The 18,680-nt window shown below is 57.3% G+C and carries 17 protein-coding genes; 6 read left to right on the top strand and 11 right to left on the bottom strand.

Features of this window, described 5'->3' with window-relative positions; translation table 11 throughout:
- Positions 1-64: 64 nt before the first annotated feature.
- From SCD_RS09605 to SCD_RS09585, 5 genes are read right to left on the bottom strand one after another with little or no spacing between them, the layout of a single operon-like run.
- The gene (locus SCD_RS09605; RefSeq protein WP_009204946.1) at positions 65-457 is read right to left on the bottom strand and encodes a YchJ family protein; all 393 of its coding nucleotides are present in this window, start codon (positions 455-457) and stop codon (positions 65-67) included.
- On the bottom strand, positions 454-1,308 hold the full coding sequence (gene rsgA, locus SCD_RS09600) for a ribosome small subunit-dependent GTPase A (RefSeq protein WP_009204945.1): 855 nt from the start codon (positions 1,306-1,308) through the stop codon (positions 454-456). Before rsgA ends, SCD_RS09605 begins: the two co-directional genes overlap by 4 nt.
- Positions 1,309-1,315: 7 nt before the next feature.
- A complete protein-coding gene (locus tag SCD_RS09595) occupies positions 1,316-1,603 on the bottom strand; it encodes a 4a-hydroxytetrahydrobiopterin dehydratase (RefSeq protein ID WP_009204944.1) in 288 nt (95 codons plus the stop codon).
- Between the two features lie 4 nt (positions 1,604-1,607).
- Positions 1,608-1,916 carry a c-type cytochrome gene (locus SCD_RS09590; RefSeq protein WP_009204943.1) on the bottom strand — a complete coding sequence of 103 codons (309 nt, stop codon included), beginning with the start codon at positions 1,914-1,916 and terminating at the stop codon, positions 1,608-1,610.
- A 21-nt stretch (positions 1,917-1,937) separates the two neighbouring features.
- Positions 1,938-3,185, bottom strand: a complete 1,248-nt coding sequence (locus SCD_RS09585) for a M48 family metallopeptidase (protein WP_009204942.1) — start codon at positions 3,183-3,185, stop codon at positions 1,938-1,940.
- A gap of 57 nt (positions 3,186-3,242) precedes the next feature.
- On the opposite strand from SCD_RS09585, the gene orn reads away from it, so the two are divergent.
- Entirely contained in the window at positions 3,243-3,791 is a 549-nt protein-coding gene (orn, locus tag SCD_RS09580; protein WP_009204941.1) for an oligoribonuclease, read from the top strand.
- Between the two features lie 179 nt (positions 3,792-3,970).
- On the top strand, positions 3,971-6,529 hold the full coding sequence (glgP, locus tag SCD_RS09575; RefSeq protein ID WP_009204940.1) for an alpha-glucan family phosphorylase: 2,559 nt from the start codon (positions 3,971-3,973) through the stop codon (positions 6,527-6,529).
- On the opposite strand, the gene glgA is transcribed toward glgP, so the two are convergent.
- From glgA to SCD_RS09560, 3 genes are all read right to left on the bottom strand, one after another.
- Positions 6,414-8,057, bottom strand: coding sequence for a glycogen synthase GlgA (gene glgA / locus SCD_RS16150; RefSeq protein ID WP_009204939.1), 1,644 nt, complete (start codon positions 8,055-8,057; stop codon positions 6,414-6,416). The two genes, glgP and glgA, sit on opposite strands and share 116 nt — an antisense overlap.
- 120 nt (positions 8,058-8,177) lie before the next feature.
- Positions 8,178-9,584, bottom strand: coding sequence for a porin (locus tag SCD_RS09565; protein WP_009204938.1), 1,407 nt, complete (start codon positions 9,582-9,584; stop codon positions 8,178-8,180).
- Between the two features lie 58 nt (positions 9,585-9,642).
- Positions 9,643-10,098 carry a DsrE family protein gene (locus SCD_RS09560; RefSeq protein WP_009204937.1) on the bottom strand — a complete coding sequence of 152 codons (456 nt, stop codon included), beginning with the start codon at positions 10,096-10,098 and terminating at the stop codon, positions 9,643-9,645.
- A 187-nt stretch (positions 10,099-10,285) separates the two neighbouring features.
- Between SCD_RS09560 and SCD_RS09555 the strand changes: the two genes are divergently transcribed.
- From SCD_RS09555 to pgl, 3 genes are all read left to right on the top strand, one after another.
- Positions 10,286-10,846, top strand: coding sequence for an RNA polymerase sigma factor (locus SCD_RS09555; protein ID WP_009204936.1), 561 nt, complete (start codon positions 10,286-10,288; stop codon positions 10,844-10,846).
- Positions 10,843-11,577 (top strand): hypothetical protein, encoded by a 735-nt coding sequence (locus SCD_RS15740; RefSeq protein WP_009204935.1) that lies wholly within the window; start codon positions 10,843-10,845, stop codon positions 11,575-11,577. The genes SCD_RS09555 and SCD_RS15740 overlap by 4 nt, the downstream gene beginning before the upstream one ends.
- 214 nt (positions 11,578-11,791) lie before the next feature.
- Positions 11,792-12,490 (top strand): 6-phosphogluconolactonase, encoded by a 699-nt coding sequence (gene pgl, locus SCD_RS09545; protein ID WP_009204934.1) that lies wholly within the window; start codon positions 11,792-11,794, stop codon positions 12,488-12,490.
- Positions 12,491-12,537: 47 nt separating this feature from the next.
- Here pgl and SCD_RS09540 read toward each other — a convergent pair whose 3' ends face one another.
- The 3 genes from SCD_RS09540 to glgB are packed head-to-tail and all read right to left on the bottom strand — an operon-like array spanning position 12,538 to position 17,230.
- Positions 12,538-13,383, bottom strand: a complete 846-nt coding sequence (locus SCD_RS09540) for an HDOD domain-containing protein (protein ID WP_009204933.1) — start codon at positions 13,381-13,383, stop codon at positions 12,538-12,540.
- A complete protein-coding gene (gene pgi, locus SCD_RS09535) occupies positions 13,384-15,027 on the bottom strand; it encodes a glucose-6-phosphate isomerase (protein ID WP_009204932.1) in 1,644 nt (547 codons plus the stop codon).
- A 34-nt stretch (positions 15,028-15,061) separates the two neighbouring features.
- Positions 15,062-17,230, bottom strand: a complete 2,169-nt coding sequence (gene glgB, locus SCD_RS09530; protein WP_009204931.1) for a 1,4-alpha-glucan branching protein GlgB — start codon at positions 17,228-17,230, stop codon at positions 15,062-15,064.
- Between the two features lie 162 nt (positions 17,231-17,392).
- On the opposite strand from glgB, the gene glgC reads away from it, so the two are divergent.
- A complete protein-coding gene (gene glgC / locus SCD_RS09525) occupies positions 17,393-18,670 on the top strand; it encodes a glucose-1-phosphate adenylyltransferase (RefSeq protein ID WP_009204930.1) in 1,278 nt (425 codons plus the stop codon).
- Positions 18,671-18,680 lie beyond the last annotated feature (10 nt).

Below are 18,680 nucleotides of genomic sequence, written 5' to 3'. Positions count from 1 at the left end.
TACAGTTTAGCATTGCAGCATACACACCGAAATGTAATATTCGGATCGAATAATCCGTGCTGCCTCAGCTTTCCTTGATATCCCCATCCAGGTAATACCACTGCCCCTCTTCGCGCACGAAGCGGCTGGTTTCGTGCAGCCGGTGGGCGCGGCCGCCGATCTTGTAGCGGGCAATAAATTCGACTTCGGCGTGGCTGCCGTCGGTTTCCTGGTAACGTTTGACTTGCAGGCCGAGCCATTTGGGCCGGGGTTCGGTGTTGAGGTCCAGCGCGGCTGGGCGGGTGCTGGGGTGCCAGGTGGCGAGCAGATAGGGTTCCTGCGCCAGGGTGTAGGCTGTGTAGCGCGAGCGCATCAGCGCTTCGGCAGTGGGGGCGGGGGTGTCGTCGCCGGTATAGCGTCCGCAGCAATCTTCGTAACTGTAAGGCCGGCCGCACGGGCAAGGCAGAGGCGTGCTCACCTGACCAGTTTGTGGAAAGTACCCAGCCGTCGTCGGTCGATTTCGCCAGCCATCGTGGCTTCCAGTACGGCGCAGCCCGGCTCCACCAGGTGGCGGCAATTGCTGAAGCGGCAATGGCCGAGGTAGGGACGGAATTCGACGAAGGCATGGGCGATGTCCATCTCGTTGACGTGACTCAGGCCGAATTCCTGCAGGCCGGGCGAGTCGATGATATGGCTGTCGTCATCAAGGTGGTAGAGGCGTGCATGGGTGGTGGTGTGCTTGCCGGAATTCAGTGCCTGGGAAATCTCGCGTGTGTGCGCCTGCGCCGCCGGCAGCAGGGCGTTGATGATGCTCGATTTGCCCATGCCGGATTGCCCCACCAGTACGCTGGTTTCGCCCTGTAAATAGGGGCGCAGCGGGCTGATGTCCTGTCTGGCCGAGAGTGTGACGAGGGGGTAGCCGAGGTCGCAGTACAGCTTGAGCTTTTTGAGCGCGGCCTGGGTTGCCTGCTCCAGGTCACACTTGTTGAGCACGATGACGATCTTGAGCGAAGCCGCCTCGGCCGCGATCAGGCAGCGGCTGACCAGATCCTCGTAGAAGGCCGGCTCTGCTGCCACCACGACGATGATCTGGGTGACATTGGCGGCAATGGTTTTTTCCTTGAACTCATCGGAGCGGAACAGCAGTGAAGAGCGCGGGTCGATCGATTTGATCACACCCTGGGAGGTGCCGGTCATCTCGATCTGGAGCCGGTCGCCGCAGGCGATGCCGCCTTTTTTCCCGCGGGTGACGCAGGAAACGATGCCCTCTGCCGTTTCGACATCGAAGTGCCTGCCGAAGGCGGCAACAACCTGGCCGTGCTGCAACATACCCACTCTAGAGGCTTAGCAGGGCGTCTATCTTCGCCGCGCAGATGAAGTCGTTTTCGGACAGACCGTTGACGTCATGGGTGTGATATCGAACCCGGCACTGGTTGTAGCCCACTTCAAGGTCGGGGTGGTGGTCCTCTCGATGGGAAACCCAGGCGGCGGCATTGACGAAGGCCATGGTCTGGTAATAGTCATCGAAGCGGTAGGTTTTGCTGATTTTACCGTCGGCATATTCCCAGCCGTCTGCCAGCGTGCCCAGTTGCTGCGCGATTTGCTCTGAGCTTAACGGATTCATGGGGTTACTTGAAATGGTAGTAGGCGTTGTTGAGGTAGGCTGCAGCGTGGTTTTCTTCATCAGGAAACCAGTTCGCGCCGACATTGGCATTACAGTTGCGGATGCGAGCCTGGAGTTGCTGCGGATTCTTTACCTTGCGTTCGAGACGCGAGTAAATGGCCGAACCGTCGCCACCGGTCATGGAAACGTGGCAGCTGGTGCAGGACTTGTCGTGCAGGGTTTTACCGATCTTGGCATCGCCCTTGGGAAAGGGATCGGCAAGCGCAGGGGCGCTGACGAGCAGCAGGCTAAGGAGCAGTGTAATAAATTTCATGTGGACCTCCGTGGGTGGATGTTACTGAATACTAGCATGAGCCTGAAGCTGTGCAATGCGGATCGCTGCCGGTGGATGCGAATCGTAGAACGCCGAGTGCAACGGGTCGGGGGTTAGGGTCGAGGCGTTGTCGTTGTAGAGTTTGACCAGCGCCCGCACCAGATCGTCGGCACTGGCATTTTTTGCAGCATAGCGGTCGGCCTCGAATTCGTGCTTGCGCGAATAAAAACTCATCAGCGGCTGCAGCAGAAAAGTGAACACCGGCATCGCCAGCAGGAACAGCAGCAGTGCCGTGGCCGTGCCTGGCGTGGTGACGCCGAGGCCGTGGTAAAACCATTCCTTGTCCATCAGCCAGCCGAGAAGCCACAGTCCAGCCAGGCTCATGGCGGCCATCAGGACGATGCGCTTGATGATGTGACGGTGCTTGAAGTGGCCGAGTTCGTGGGCCAGTACGGCGACGATTTCGTCGTGGCCGAGGCGTGTCAGCAGGGTGTCGAAAAACACGATCCTCCGGGATTTGCCGAAGCCGCTGAAATAGGCGTTGCCATGGGTGCTGCGCCTGGAGCCGTCCATTACGTAGAAGCCCTGTGCGTGGAAGCCGCATTTCTGCAGCAAATGTTCGACTTGCTCTTTCAGTGTCGAATCTGCAAGCGGTGTGAACTTGTTGAACAGCGGAGCGATGAAGGTGGGATAAACCGCCAGCACCAGCAGATTGAATCCCATCCACGCGCTCCAAACATAGAACCACCAGTATTCACCCATCTGACCCATCAGCCAGAGTACGCCGAGCAACAGGGGAATGCCGAGCGCCGCGCCGAGCAGCATCTGCTTGGCGAGGTCGGTGAAAAACAGTGCCGGCGTCATCTTGTTGAAACCGAAACGTGCGTCAATACCGAAGGCGCTGTAGAACCCCAGCGGAATTTCAACTAGAGTTAAAATAGCGAATACGCTCAGAATCAGCGCCGTGCCCTGCCACAGCCCCGATCCGAGCAGGCCGTGCCACAGGCCGTACAGCAACTCGATCCCGCCGCCCAGGGTAAAGGCCAGCAGCAGGGCGGATTCCAGCACGAGGTGCAGATTGTCCATGCGGGTTTTGGCTATGCTGTAATCAGCGGCTTTCTGGTGCGATTCCAGGTTGATGCGGTCGGCGAAATCCTGCGGCACGCTGGCACGGTGTGCCTGGATATGACGGATGTGGCGTTGTGCGAGCCAGTAGCGCAAGAGTACGGAGATTGTCAGTGCAGCGAGGAAGATCAGGGTAAATGTCATGGAGTCACGTGTGGTTTCGGGCTAAAATACATCACTTTAGGTTACTAGGTTTCCATTATGGCACAAGACAGCAATCGCCTCATCTGGATCGACATGGAGATGTCCGGGTTGGTTCCCGAACGGGATCGCATCATCGAAATCGCGCTGGTGATCACCGACTCCAATCTGGAGACCATCGCCGAAGCGCCGGTACTGGTCGTGCACCAGTCCGATGAAGTGCTGAATGGCATGGACGCCTGGAATACGGCGACTCATGGCAAATCCGGCCTGATCGACAAGGTCAAAGCATCGAAACTGGATGATGCCGCCGTCGAAGCCCAACTGATCGAGTTCCTGAAGGAGTACGTACCGGGGAAAAAATCGCCGATGTGCGGCAATTCGATCTGCCAGGATCGCCGTTTCATGGCGAACTACATGCCCAAGCTCGAGGATTATTTCCACTATCGCAACCTCGACGTGAGCACCCTGAAGGAACTGGCCAAGCGCTGGAGGCCGCAGGTTTACGGCGGTTTCAAGAAGGAGAACAACCATACCGCGCTGGCCGATGTGTATGAATCCATCGGCGAGATGAGGTATTACCGGGAGAATTTCCTTCGGCTGGAATAGGTTGTAAAAAGCTATTGAACCTCAGAGGACGCGGAGGATGCAGAGGAAAAACAAAAACAAGAGCTTATATCAGGCCTGCCTTTGTGAGCGCGCAATAGCGCGTAGCTTTTGAATTTCTCCGCGCCCTCTGCGTCCTCCGCGGTGAATCGTCTTTTTTAGCAAAGATTTAAGGAATCAGCATGAAGCAGGGCAACACTTTCGTTATCGAAGTCAACCCGAAGATTCCGCGCAAGCTGTTGCGTCTGGAGGAGCTTGCCAACAACCTCTGGTACGGCTGGGACAAGCCGACCCGGACATTGTTTGCGCGCCTGCATCCCGGCTTGTGGGATGCGGTCGGACACAACCCCAAGGTGTTTCTGCGCCGGGTGGATGAAAAGCGCCTGGTGGAAGCGGCGGAGGATCAGGTTTTTCTGGCCACCGTCAATCGCGTGCTGTCGGCTTACGATACTTACCACAACGAACCGCTACGTCGCGGTGGTAATCACGAACAATTCAAGGAAGGCGATCTGATCGCCTATTTTTGCGCCGAATTCGGCTTTCACGAAAGTTTTCCGATCTATTCCGGCGGTCTCGGCATCCTCGCTGGCGATCACTGCAAGTCGGCGAGTGATCTGCGCCTGCCCTTCGTTGCGGTTGGACTGCTTTACCGCCAAGGCTATTTTTCCCAGATTATCGATGGCGAAGGCAATCAGATCGCCACTTATAGCGATTCGGATTTCGAAGACCTGCCGATCCTTCCCGCTCTGGGGGAGGATGGCAAAGAGATGCACGTTTACGTCGACCTGCCGGGACGGATTGTGAAGGCCAACGTATGGCAGGTGCGGGTCGGCCACATCATGCTGTACCTGCTCGATACCGACCTGGAGGAAAATACGCCCGAGGATCGCAATATCACCCACCAGCTTTACGGCGGCGACAGCAACATGCGCATCATGCAGGAAATCGTCCTTGGCGTCGGTGGTGTGCGCGCTCTCAGAGCGCTGGGGCTGAAGCCCACGGTGTGGCACATCAACGAAGGCTATGCCGCCTTCCTGGTGCTGGAACGCGCTCGCTACCTGGTTGCCGAAGGGCTGGATTTCGCCAGCGCGCTGGAAGCGGGTGCCGGCAATACCGTGTTTACCACCCACACGCCGGTGCCGGCGGGGCATGATCATTTCGCCGAGAACACGGTCTGCGACTATTTCCAGCACATGTGCCATGAGCTGAAAATCAGCCGCGAAGTGTTTCTTGCTCTGGGCCGCACGCCGGATGGGCCGGATTTCAATATGACCGCCCTGGCGCTACGCGGCTCGCGCTTTCACAACGGCGTCAGCCGCATTCACGGCGAAGTATCCTCGCGTATCTGCGCCAGCCAGTGGCCGCAGTTGGTGCCCGAAGAAAACCCGATGAGCTACGTCACCAACGGCGTGCACATGCCGACTTTCCTGGCGCAGGAATGGATCGACCTGTTCGACAACCAGTTCGGCTACCAGTGGCGCCATAATCTTACCGAGCAGGGCTACTGGGAGCGTATCGACGAGATTCCCGACCACCTGTTCTGGAGCGTGCGTCAGTCGCTCAAGTCGCAAATGCTCGAACTGGTGCGCTTTCGCATCAGCCAGCAGCATTTTCGCAACAACGGCTCCGAAGCCCACCTCGACAGGCTGCTGAAGCACATTGATCCTCTCAATCCGAACGTTCTCACTATCGGTTTCGCCCGACGCTTTGCCACCTACAAGCGCGCCGCGCTGCTGTTCGAAGATCCGACCTGGCTGAGTCAGATTATTTCCGAGGCAGACCGTCCGGTACTGTTTATTTTTGCCGGCAAGGCCCACCCTGCCGACCGCCCGGGCCAGGATCTGATCCGGCATATTCAGGGGATGTCCCACATGCCGGAATTCGAGGGCAAAGTGCTGCTGGTGGAAGGCTACGATATGGGCCTGGCGCGCAGGCTGGTTGCGGGTGTGGACGTGTGGCTCAACAACCCGGTGTACCCGCTCGAAGCGAGCGGCACTTCCGGTATCAAGGCGGGCATCAATGGCGCGATCAATTTCTCGGTTCTGGACGGCTGGTGGGGCGAGGGCTACGACGGCACCAACGGCTGGGCGATCAAACCGGCACCGACCTACATGGACGATTACCGCCGCAACAAGGAAGACAGCCAGACCTTTTACGAGATTTTGCAGGACCGTATCGTGCCCCAGTACTACGATCGCGGCAAGATGGGCTACTCGGCGGAATGGATCAGGCGTTCCAAGCGTTCGATCGGCACCCTGCTGCCGCGCTTCAATTCAAACCGGATGGTGGGCGAATACGTGTCCCACTTTTACCTTCAGGCCAGCCGCCAAGGCGAGCTGTACGCCCGCGATGGCTACGTAAATGCAAAGAATGTTTCAGCCTGGAAAATGAAGATCCTCGCCGCCTGGGAGGGTGTCGAGATTCGCCGCCTGTATACGCCGAAGAAGCGCATTCAATTTGGGGACAAAGTGCGTTTCGAAGTTGCCCTGAAACTGAACGGCCTGGCGCCGGAGGATGTGAGGGTCGAGTTGATGATGCGTCGCCCTAATCGCAATGAGATGAAGGATTACCTGCACTTCAGCTTCTCGTTCCAGGGACTCGTCGAGGCGACCGGGGAGCATCTGTTTACCCTCGATCTGGCCCCGGACCGGTGTGGTCATCTGGATTACAAAATCCGCGTTTACCCCTGGCAGGAGCTCCTGACTCATCCGTTGGAGATGGGGCTGATGGTTTGGCTTTGAAGCACAGTGCTGAGTGCCGAGTAGAAAGTCCTGAGTGCGTGGTTATCGCTGCGCGATAATTTGTAGACTCAGGACTCAGGACTGCTTTATAAAGCGCCAGGTAATCCTCGGCGCTTTTTTTCCAGCTGAAATCCCGCGTCATGGCGTTGTGCTGGATGGCGTGCCATGCTTGCTTGTCGTGGTAGGTGGTGAGTGCACGTCTGATGCTGGCCAGAAATGCCTCGGCGGTCATCGGTTCGAACACGAAGCCGGTGACGCCATCCTCCACCGTGTCGGCCAGACCGCCGGTGGCATGCACGATTGGTGGCGTGCCATAGCGCTGGCTGTACATCTGGTTGAGGCCGCAGGGTTCGAAGCGAGAGGGCATCAGGAACAGATCTGCGCCGGCTTCGACCAGATGCGACAATCCCTCGTCAAAGCCGATCGTCACCCCCACCCTGTCCGGATGTGCGTGGTCGAGGTTACGGAAGCCGTTTTCCAGCACGGTTTCGCCGGTTCCAAGCAGGACAATCTGCACGTTTTCTCGCAGCAGTTGCGGCGCAATTTCCAGCAGCAGATCCCCGCCTTTCTGCTGGGTGATACGGCTGATCATGCCGAGCAGCGGGATGTCCGGGTCGCGCTTCAACCCCATTTTTTCCTGCAGGGCGAGCTTGTTGGCGGTCTTGCCAGCCATGTTCCCAGCGTCGTATCCCTGCACCAGATGCGGGTCAGCGGCTGGATTCCAGTCGCTGGTGTCGATGCCGTTGACGATTCCGGTCAGTTTGTTGCTGCGGCGAGTGAGCAGACCCTGCATGCCGAAGCCGAGTGCTTCCTGCTGGATTTCCTGCGCGTAGGTGGGGCTGACCGTGGAAATGTGGTCGGCATAGTAGAGGCCGGCCTTGAGAAAGGAGAAATTGCCATAGTATTCCACTCCCTCGATGCTGAAGCATGCCGGCGGTAGACCGACCTCGGTCACGACGTGTGGCGGGAAGATGCCCTGGAAGGCGAGGTTGTGTATGGTCATGACTGTCGCCGCTTTCTTTCCATGCATGAAGCGCAGAAACGCGGGTACCAGTGCACTTTGCCAGTCGTTGCAGTGAACGATGTTGGGACGGAATGAGAGGGGCGTGGCATCGCTGCCAAGAATGGCGCCGATCCGTGAAAGCAGGGCAAAACGCTGAGCATTGTCCGGCCAGTCTACGCCGGCAGGGTTCTGGTAAGGGCCGCCGTCGCGCTGGTAGAGTACCGGGCAATCGATGATCAGCAGCGGCACTCCGTTGCCAGGCAGTGAGGCCGATAGTAAGTGTACTTCGTCAGCTTCGGGCAGATCGTGGAAGGTGTGAAGCAGGCGCTTGTTCTTGGCGCCGGCCAGCACTTTCGGGTAACCCGGCACCAGCACTCGCACTTCCGTGCTGAGCTCGCGCAATGCCGCGGGCAATGCGCCGCTGACATCAGCCAGCCCACCGGTCTTGATCAGGGGGTGGATTTCAGATGTGACGAAAAGAACTTTAAGGGACTTTTTTGATTTTTTTGCGCTTGGGGCCGGCATGAGCATCACCTTGAATTTTGTTCAAATTGTATCATGCCGGCAATTCGCAATGGAGAAGGGGCCGCGATCCGGCCAGAAAGACCGGGCTCGCGGCCCCGTGCAGAGGTGCTACGGGTATTGTCAGAAAATCCAGGTCATCTGTGCGCTGAGCCGGTTGCCGACTGAACCGCCAATAATTCCAGCAGCGGTACCCTGGATTTTTTGCCCGTTGGTCAATTGCGCCTCAGGGTGAACGACCTTGATGTCGCGGATTTCATAATTCAGCACAAAGCGTACCTTGGGACTGTAGAAATACTGGCCGCCCAGGGTCCAGGTGGTGGCTTTGCGTTCGTCGTAGGCCGAATTCGTCATTTTGCTGAGTTCGTCATAGCGCAGGTCCACTTCCCATTTTGGCGCAAACTTCCAGCCCGTCTCCAGATAATAGCCGTCGGCCTTGTTGCTGGAGTCAAGCGCCACATAATCAACCGGTTCATAGGCAGGGGCGCCGATGTCGTTGAATTGCGGTGTGGGGGCGACATAGATCATGCCTTTGGCGCGTATGTATTCGCCGCTGACCCGTACGCCGTTGCGCAGGTATTTGGCGCCGATGCCTTCGCGGATGCGGGTGTAGTCGGTGCCGCCAAAGGCGCGCTTGCCGTCCTGATGCCAGGCGTAAGCCGTGACGTCTTCGCGTTTCGGGCCGGCCCCCTGGAACACGTAGGAGGCCTGTACGCGCGCCGTCACATCGTGGTTGCCGCTGTTGAGGTCGTCGCCGAAACTAATGCCATTGGCCTGGCTGGCCATCACCGCATAGGTATATTCCCATCTGCCCCGGTTGAACCAGTCGTACACTTCGACACCGACGTCGCGATAGCCGCCAAATGCACCATTGAGTTTTGACATCGCCATCGGCGCGCCCACCACTGCAGCATGGGTGCGCGATGCATTTGCGTAGGATTCCACGAAACGTTCATTGAGTAACTGGTCGGTGACGGTGGTGAAGTTGATGTAATCCATGATCTGGACGCCTTGCATGGCTTCCTCGCCGAGCGGGAGGCGGCCCAGGCCGACACGAATGCGCGCGCCGGGGATGTAATTCAAGGTTACCGTGGCGTCAGTAAGTACGGCTTGCCTTTCACGGGTCAGGGCGTTATTGCCGAGTTCGGCGAGGACGAAATAATTGATTTTCTCGTCCGTTCCAGGAATCACGCCGCGCACCCCGGGGCGTGCGCGAAACATTTGCAACTGGTCGCTGTGGGATAGATCAGGTCCCACCAGATTGAACAGGGCAGTTTGTCCATTGTAAGCCCGAAGCCCCGCCGGAACTGCAACATTGGCGCCGTTTACCGGGGATACGACCGTCGCGGGAATACCGCTGACTGTCCCGCCTTCGTTATGCGTATAGGTGGGCTGGATGAAGCCCCAGAAAGTATAGGGCGCAGCGCCCGGCTGCTCGTTGTTCTGCAGCTGGAACCAGTTGGTGGCGAATGAGGCGGGTGCATGCGCGAAAGCGGCGACCATTGCGGTCACCAGTAGGGTTTTTTTCATTGTCCTCTCCTGAAGGGTATTTGAATTTTAATTTGGTCGGTCTACGCGCTTTGCCGTTTTAGGGGCGAATGTAGGCGTAGCCTTCTTTCTGTTTTTTCATCAGTTCGATCACGCCAGCCGGTACATAGCTAAGGGATGAGAGCATGTCGTCCTTGGTGAGGTTCTGTGCCTTCATGGTGTTCTCGCAGGCGACGATCTTGACGCCGCTTCCGACGGCTTCATCGATACGGTTTGCGACCGCGGAATCGAATTTGAGCATGCCGATTCCGGGGCCATAGACCACGATTTCGATGTCGGCGTTTTGCGCACCAAGTTCTTGCTGTACGTTCTTGGCGTTGTTGAGTGCAAGGTTCCATATTTTCGGGTCGCCTGCGCTGACCTGGAATACCACTTTTTGCTTATCCGCGGTAGCTTGCGGGGCGGGAGCATCGACGGCCTGGGCGGCGCTAGAAGCAAAGGACAGTGCCAGCGCGGAAGCGGCGACCATGTGCTGGAATTGACGTAAAATTTTCATTTGGTGTTGTCTCCTGTTTGTAATGTGAGTTGTAGCGGTGTACTGCTACTACAATTGAAGACGGCTGGGACAAGGCATTTATTCCGAATTTTTTTAAAAATTAAATAATTCGCCGGTGATGGAATATTTTAGTTGGCTGCCACGTCGTATACTTTATGATCAATTTTCAGGCCGATCTTCCGATACGATGAAAATCCTTTCCCTGTTCAGTCGCTCTCATACCTTCCACGACCAATTGGAGCAAAGCCGAGTGCGTCTATACCGGGTTGCATACTCCTGGAGTCATGACGCGGCGCTGGCAGACGACCTGGTACAGGAAACCCTGTCCAAGGCGCTGAAAAATTACGGTCAGTTGCGCGATCCGAAAATGCTGAATAGTTGGCTGTTCAGTATTTTGACCAACTGCTGGCGCGATCATTTCCGGCAACACCGGGAGATGGAGGATATTGATGAAATTGAGGATTACCGCTGTGTGCACGAAACCACACCTGAAGATGAGCATGCGCAGACCCAGATTGTGGGGCGAGTGCGCGGGGCGGTAGCACGGCTCGCGATGGGCCAGCGCCAGGTTCTGACGCTGGTGGATCTGGAAGAATTTTCCTATGCCGAGGTTGCCACCATCCTGGAAATTCCGGTTGGCACCGTGATGAGCCGTTTGTGTCGAGCGCGGCGGGCGTTGAAGGAGATGTTGCAGGAGCTTGCCCCAGTGCAGTCTGCGCAGATCAGCCGAATCAGGAGAATAAAATGAAGCAGAATGATCAAGGCGTTTCAGATGAATTCCTCAATGCGTTTGTGGATGATCAACTCGACGGGGCTGAGAAAAGCCAGGCGTTCGATGCGATCGAACATGATGATGCGCTGAAGGAACGGGTGTGTGAGCTGCGCGGGCTGAAGGAGAGGATGCGGCACGCCTACGAGCACCCTCCTGCCCCGGGCAGATCGGCGGTGAAAGGGCGGCGTTTCCGCGCGTCCCATCTTCAGGCGCTGGCTGCTTGCCTGCTGCTGAGCATCGGCGCAGCCTCCGGCTGGTTTGCCCACACCTGGACAGGGATGGGGGGCGACAAAGAAATGACGCGCCTGCTCCAGAGCGCGCAGCGCAACGATGTCGGGGCGGAGTCCCAAAAATTCATAGTTCACGTGAGTTCATCCAATCCAATCCGGCTCAAAACAGCGCTGGACGAAACTGAGAACCTGCTGGACAGCTATCGACGGTCCGGTCGAAAGCTCCAGATTGAAATCGTTGCCAATGGTGGGGGGGTAGATTTGTTGCGCGCGGATGTCTCTCCCTATGCCAAGCGTATCGGCTTGATGCAAGAAAAATATCCTAACCTCGGGTTCATAGCCTGCAGCCAGACCATCAAGAAACTCCAGGGAAAAGGGGTGGACGTACAACTGCTACCGCATACAGGGGTTGCCTCCTCCGCCTTGGACCAGATCACCTTGCGTCTGAAGCAGGACTGGGTTTACATCAAGGTATGAACATATTCTGAGTTTCGCCTCGGCCGCATATCGGTTTGCCGCAATCTTTTTTTGCTGCAGATCGTAGACCCACCCGAATCGTATTGGGCGATGCATTCACTTTCCTGATCTATACTTGAGAAGTGTAATGGGAAAAGAGGGCAGATATGAGTATCTGCATGGTGGGCCGCGGTTGTCTGGAATGTACTGCGGCAGTTTGTTTTATGGTGAAGATATGACCCCCACACAGCTTTGCCGCTGGTATCTTTTTTCTTCTGTGCAGTCGTTGCAGACGGAAGCTGTCAGCATGATTTCTCTTGCCGCCGAGCAGGCGATCGCAGGTTCCGGCGTCTTCCGTCTGGTGCTGGCCGGCGGTAATACCCCCCGCGCCCTGTATGAGCGGCTGCGAACTTTAAAGACCAACTGGGAAGCCTGGCATATCTATTTCGGCGACGAGCGTTGCCTGCCCGCTGCCGACTCCGAGCGCAACAGCAGCATGGCGCGGGACGCCTGGCTGGACCATGTTCCGGTGCCGCAAAAACAAGTTTATGCAATTCCGGCCGAAATGGGTGCAAAAGCTGCTGCTGCAGCCTATGCTGTCACCTTGAAGCAGGTTGGGGAGTTCGATCTGGTGCTGCTCGGGCTGGGCGAGGATGGCCATACCGCCAGCCTGTTCCCTGGCAACGATTTGGGCCAGGGAGTGGGTTCTCCTGTGGCTCTGCCGGTATTTGATGCGCCCAAGGCTCCGGCTGAGCGGGTAAGCTTGAGTGCCTGGCGCTTGAGTCAGGCAAAGCAGGTGTTGTTCCTGGTTACCGGGGAAAGCAAGCGTGAAGCCGTGATGAACTGGCGCGCCGGCGCCCATATCCCCGCTCACGCCATCACGCCACGGCTAGGGGTGGATGTGCTGGCTGAAAGCATCTTGCTTGAAGGGTAGCTCGAAGTTCGCTTCATCTCTCCCCTCTTCATCGAAATAATTGGTTTTTAGCTGGCGTGAGCGTTCCGCTCGTGGAAAATCCGGCGTACGTCCTCTTCGAATTCTTCGACCTCTTCAGGCGCTATTTCCAGTGCCTGAAGAACATGATCGATATTGTTTTCCCATTCTCTGTCATCGTTTCCTGTTCTTACGTTGAACAAGTGCATCGCCATTTGCAGGATGGCAACAAGGGCGCGCGATTCCTCACCTGATTGCTGGATGTGATGGTGATGGCGAATGGCTTGGCACACCGGATCGGGCAGCCCCCAGTTTTCCGCCAGCAAACAGCCCACCATGCCGTGGTCGGTTTGGTTGTTCTGATCTTCCGCGAGCAGATCGGGCCAGAATTTGTTTTCCAGGTCATCGAGCGAGGTGCAATAGTTCGGGTAATCGCGCATCAGTATCGCGATGCCACAGTCATGGAATTGACCGATCATGTAAGCGAGTTCGGAAGATATCTGATCTTCATCAAAGCATTCGGTAGCAATGATGGCGCACATCGTGCTGACCTCACGCGAGCGTTCGGTAATCCGACTGTCGGCAAGCGCATGGGTTTCTCCGCCCCCGGTACGGCGCAGTGATTCGGTACGGGCGATATTCAGCGTTTGCTGCATGCCAAGCAGGGCAATGGCATGCTTGATCGAACTGATGCGTTCTTCCAGGCCAAAATAGACGGAATTGACTGACTTGAGAAGAAGCGCAGACAGGCCGACATCTTGTGCCACAAGAGTGGAGAGGCTGCTGATGTTCAGGTTGGGCTTGCGTGCCAGACCCTCGATTTTTGCCAGTATTTTGGGCTGTGCGGGCAGGTGCCAGTGTTTTTCACCCGAATGGGGAGAGAGCGCCTGTGCCATTTACAGTTTTCGCTGTTTAAAATAATTGATCAGTCCATTGGTGGAAGTGTCATGGGTGTTGACAACCGTTTTTCCTGCGAGCTCGGGAAGGATTTTTTGCGCCAGTTGCTTGCCCAGTTCCACCCCCCACTGGTCGAAGGAATTCAGGTTCCAGATCATGCCCTGCACGAACACCTTGTGCTCGTAGAGTGCGATCAACGCGCCCAGGGTCCTGGGGTCGAGTTTCTGGAACAGAATCGAGTTGGTCGGGCTATTGCCGGGAAACACCTTGTGCGGTAATAACTGTTTAAGCGCCGCGCCCTTCATGCCTGCCGCTTCCAGTTCGACACGGGCTTCTTCTGCCGTTTTTCCTTTCATCAGCGCTTCGGTCTGGGCGAAGAAGTTGGAGAGCAGGATGGCGTGATGTTCGCCGATGGGGTTGTGGCTTTCCACCGGGGCGAGAAAATCCGCCGACACCAGCCGGGTGCCCTGGTGAATCAGCTGGTAGAAGGCGTGCTGGCCGTTGGTGCCAGGTTCGCCCCAGATTACCGGGCCGGTATTGTAATCGACGGTTTTGCCGCTGCGGTCGACGCGCTTGCCGTTGCTTTCCATGTCGAGCTGTTGCAGGTAGGCGGGAAAGCGCGCGAGGGACTGGTCGTAGGGCAGCACGGCGTGGCTGTGGGCATTCCAGAAATTGGCGTGCCACATCCCGATCAGGGCCATGATCACCGGCATGTTGTTTTCCAGCGGAGCTTTGCGGAAATGCTCGTCCATTTCGAATGCGCCGGTCAGCAAGGCCTCGAAATGGTCCATGCCGATGAAAACGGCAATCGGCAGTCCGATTGCCGACCACAGCGAGTAGCGGCCGCCCACCCAGTCCCAGAATTCGAACATGTGCGTGGTGTCGATGCCGAACTGGGCGACGGCTGCGGTGTTTGTAGAGACAGCGACGAAATGTCGGGCCACTGCGGTTTCGTCATGCGCCGAACGGAGCAGCCATTCGCGTGCTGAAGCCGCGTTGGTCATGGTTTCCTGGGTGGTGAAGGTCTTCGAAGCGACAATGAACAGCGTGGTTGCCGGGTCGAGCCGCTTCAGCGTTTCCGCCAGCTGGGTGCCGTCGATATTCGAGACGAAGTGGGCATGCAAGTCCGGCTTGCCATAAGGCGCAAGCGCCAGGCAGGCCATTGCCGGGCCGAGATCGGAGCCGCCGATGCCGATGTTGACGATATCGGTGATCGGCTTGCCGGTGTGGCCTTTCCAGTGGCCAGAGCGCACGCTTTCCGTAAATTCACGCATCTTGTTGAGCACGCGCCTTATTTCAGGCATGACGTCGTGCCCGTCGAACATGACCGGACGGCTGGAGCGGTTGCGCAACGCCGTGTGCAGTACCGCGCGATTTTCAGTGAAGTTGATCTTGTCGCCGGCGAACATCTTTTCGCGCCAGCCTTCGACATCCACTTTACGCGCCAGCGCCGCCAGCAGCGTCATGGTCTCCGAGTCGATACGGTTTTTCGAATAATCCAGCAGGATGCCGCAGGCCTCCAGGGAAAATTTGTCGAAGCGTTTGGGGTCGGCTGCGAACAGCTCGCGTAGCGAGGTTGGAACCAGTGTTTTCTGATGCGCTTTCAGCGCTTGCCAGTGTGTCGAGCGGGTGAGGGCGGACATAACTTTCCTTGATACCGCAGAGGGCGCGGTTATTTTATTCGGCCAAAGCCAATATTATTCCCGCCAGCGGCGGTACGGTTATCACGATGGAATAAGGATGGCCCATCCAGGGTGTATTCTCGGCAACGGCGCCTTCGCCATTGCCCTGGTTGGAACCGCCGTAAAACAGGGAGTCGCTGTTGAGGATTTCGCGGTACAAGCCGGGCCGGGGCACTCCGATGCGATAGCCGAGACGCGGCACTGGTGTGAAGTTCAGCATCACTGCCACGAACGAGCCATTGCGGTCGCGCCGCAGGTAAGAAAGCACCGACTGGTCGGCGTCGTGGCAATCGATCCAGGCAAAGCCGTTCGATGTGAAATCAAGTTCGTGCAGGGCGGGCCGGTCACGGTAGAGACGATTGAGGTCGCGCGACAGGCTTTTCATTCCCTGGTGCTGCTCGCGCTCCAGTAGTTCCCAGTCAAGTTCTCCGCCGATGCGCCATTCCCGGCCCTGGGCCAGTTCGTTGCCCATGAAGTTGAGTTTTTTTCCGGGGTAAGTCATCTGGTAAGTGAACAGCAGGCGCAGGTTGGCAAATTTCTGCCAGCCATCGCCCGGCATTTTGGCGAGTAACGAGCGTTTTCCATGTACCACTTCGTCATGGGAGAACGGCAGTACGAAATTTTCCGTATAGGCGTAGAGTTGGCCGAAGGTGAGTTCGTTGTGGTGGTAACGGCGGTGCACCGGGTCGTTCTGCATGTAGGTCAGGGTGTCGTTCATCCAGCCCATGTTCCACTTCATCGAGAAACCCAGGCCACCGAGGTAAACCGGGCGCGATACCATAGGCCAGGAGGTGGATTCCTCGGCGAAGGTGAGTGCGCCGGGGAATTCGTCGTGCACCATGATGTTGAGCTGGCGCAGGAAGTCGATAGCTTCGAGGTTTTCCCGTCCGCCGTACTTGTTCGGCAGCCATTCGCCGGCCTTGCGCGAATAGTCGAGGTAGAGCATGGAAGCGACGGCATCCACGCGCAGGCCATCGAAGTGGAACTCATCCAGCCAGTAATGGGCGCTGGACAGCAAAAAACCTTTTACCTCGTGGCGGCCGAAATTGAAGATGTGGGTGCCCCAGTCGATATGCAGGCCCAGGCGCGGATCTTCGTGCTCGTACAGGGCGGTGCCGTCATAGTTGGCAAGCGCCCAGGCATCCTGCGGGAAGTGCGCCGGCACCCAGTCGAGGATGACGCCGATGTCCGCCTGGTGGCAGGCGTCGATGAATGCGCGCAGTTCGTCCGGCGTGCCGTGGCGGGAAGTCGGGGCGAAATAGCCGGTGGTTTGATAGCCCCAGGACTCGTCCAGGGGATGCTCGGAAATCGGTAGCAGTTCGATGTGGGTGTAACCCATTTCCTTGACGTAAGGGACCAGACTTTCGGCCAGTTCGCGCCAGGTATAGAAGCGCCCGTCAGGATGACGCCGCCATGAGCCGGCATGGATTTCGTAGATGTTGAACGGCGCGTGCAGCCAGTCGAGGTTCTTGCGTTTTTCCAGCCATGCGCCGTCCTGCCAGGCATGGCCTGCAGATGCCGTAATGCGGGCGGCGGTGTTTGGGCGCAGTTCGAATTCTCTGGCGTAGGGATCGGCCTTGACCAGCACCTGGCCGCTGTGGCGATTACGGATTTCGAATTTGTACAGGCTGCCGGGAGAAAGTCCGGGGATGAAAATTTCCCACACGCCCGAGCTTCCCAGGCTGCGCATGGTGTGAACGCGACCGTCCCAGCAGTTGAAGTCGCCGACCACGCTGACTCTTTCCGCATTGGGTGCCCACACCGCGAAGCGCACGCCCGCGATGCCGAGATTTTCCATCGGCTGTGCACCCAGCATGTGGTAGCCCTGGTAGAGCCGGCCTTCGCCGAAAAGAAAGAGGTCGTGCTCGCTGATGGTGCTGGGGAAGGAATAGGTGTCGTGGCTGTTTTTCAGTACCCCGTTTTGCAGGTGGCGCAGGTGGCACGGCGTGTGAGGCGCTTCCTTGCCGTTCCACTCGAACAGGCCATGCGAGTCGGTTTTTTGCATATCCTCCCAAGCATCTCCGATCTGTAGCCAGAGTTTTTCGGAGTAGGGTGCAAATACCCGGACTGTCCACCTTCCGTTGGCTTGATGAGTGCCGAGGAAGGCGAAAGGATCGTGCAGCCGAGCTTGAAGCAAAGACTTCACCTGCGGATTTACTTTCATGGGTGTGGTGTTTCTCTAAATTAGAAGTATATTTGGATTATAACGACTGTTACTCGGGTTGCGGGAGATTTCAGTCTGCTATAATCCCTCCTTGAGCTCCCCGCGTAGCTGTGCTCGGATGGGCTTCAACAGGTTTCCGATAATTGTAAGTGGAGGTCAGTCTTGGAGAAAGAATACCCACGTTTTGTCAGCTTGCTGACAAAAAACACCGTCGCGCTGATCCTCGCCGGCGGCCGCGGTTCCCGTCTGAAGAACCTGACCGAGTGGCGCGCCAAGCCCGCCGTCCCATTTGCCGGCAAGTTCCGGATCATCGATTTCCCCCTTTCCAACTGCGTCAATTCCGGCATCCGCCGCATCGGCGTCATCACCCAGTACAAAGCGCATAGCCTGTTGCAGCATCTGCACCGTGGCTGGAGTTTCCTGCGCGGCGAATTCAACGAATTTGTCGAACTGATGCCGGCACAGCAGCGCATCGACGAAACCATGTGGTACCGTGGCACCGCCGATGCGGTTTTCCAGAACATGGACATTTTGCGCAACTACGATTCGACCTATGTCCTGATCCTGGCGGGCGATCATGTTTACAAGATGGACTACGGCGAAATGCTGGCGTTTCATGCCGCCAGTGCGGCCGATATGACGGTGGCTTGTATCGAGGTGCCGATCGAAGATGCCAGGGAATTCGGCGTGATGTCGGTCGATGAAGGGCATCGCGTGGTTGCCTTCAATGAAAAACCGGAGCATCCGCAGTCGACCCCGGGCAATCCCGATATGGCGCTGGCGAGCATGGGTATTTACGTGTTCAACGCTGAATTTCTCTATGAGCAACTGGCCCGCGACGCTGACGATCCGAATTCTTCGCATGATTTCGCCAAGGACATCATTCCCCATATCATGTCGCGCTACCGCATGTTTGCGCATAGTTTTTCCGATAGTTGTGTTGCCGCACCGGGCGAATCGGCATACTGGCGTGATGTGGGAACAGTGGATGCCTATTGGGAAGCCAATATGGAGCTCACCAAGGTCACCCCCGACCTTAATCTTTACGACAAGACCTGGCCGATCTGGACTTACCAGGCGCAGTTGCCGCCCGCCAAGTTTGTGTTCGACGATGAAACTCGTCGGGGCGTGGCGGTGGATTCCCTGGTGTCCGGCGGCTGCATTATCAGCGGTGCAACGGTTAGTCGCTCGCTGCTGTTTTCCAATGTCTATGTCCACAGTTTTGCCGAGGTCAGCGATTCAGTGCTGCTGCCGGACGTGAACATCGGTCGTGGCGCTCGCCTGCGTCGGGTGGTGGTGGACAAGGGCTGCAAGATACCAGATGGTCTGGTAGTAGGGGAAAATCCCGAGGAAGATGCCAAGCGCTTTCACGTGACAAAAAATGGAATCACGCTGATTACGCCCGAGATGCTTGGGCAGAAGTTGCATCATCTTAGATAATTCGAGTCCT

Origin of the sequence: Sulfuricella denitrificans skB26 (genome assembly GCF_000297055.2) — a bacterium.
Lineage (GTDB): Bacteria > Pseudomonadota > Gammaproteobacteria > Burkholderiales > Sulfuricellaceae > Sulfuricella > Sulfuricella denitrificans.
This window is presented reverse-complemented; position numbering and strand designations above follow the sequence as displayed.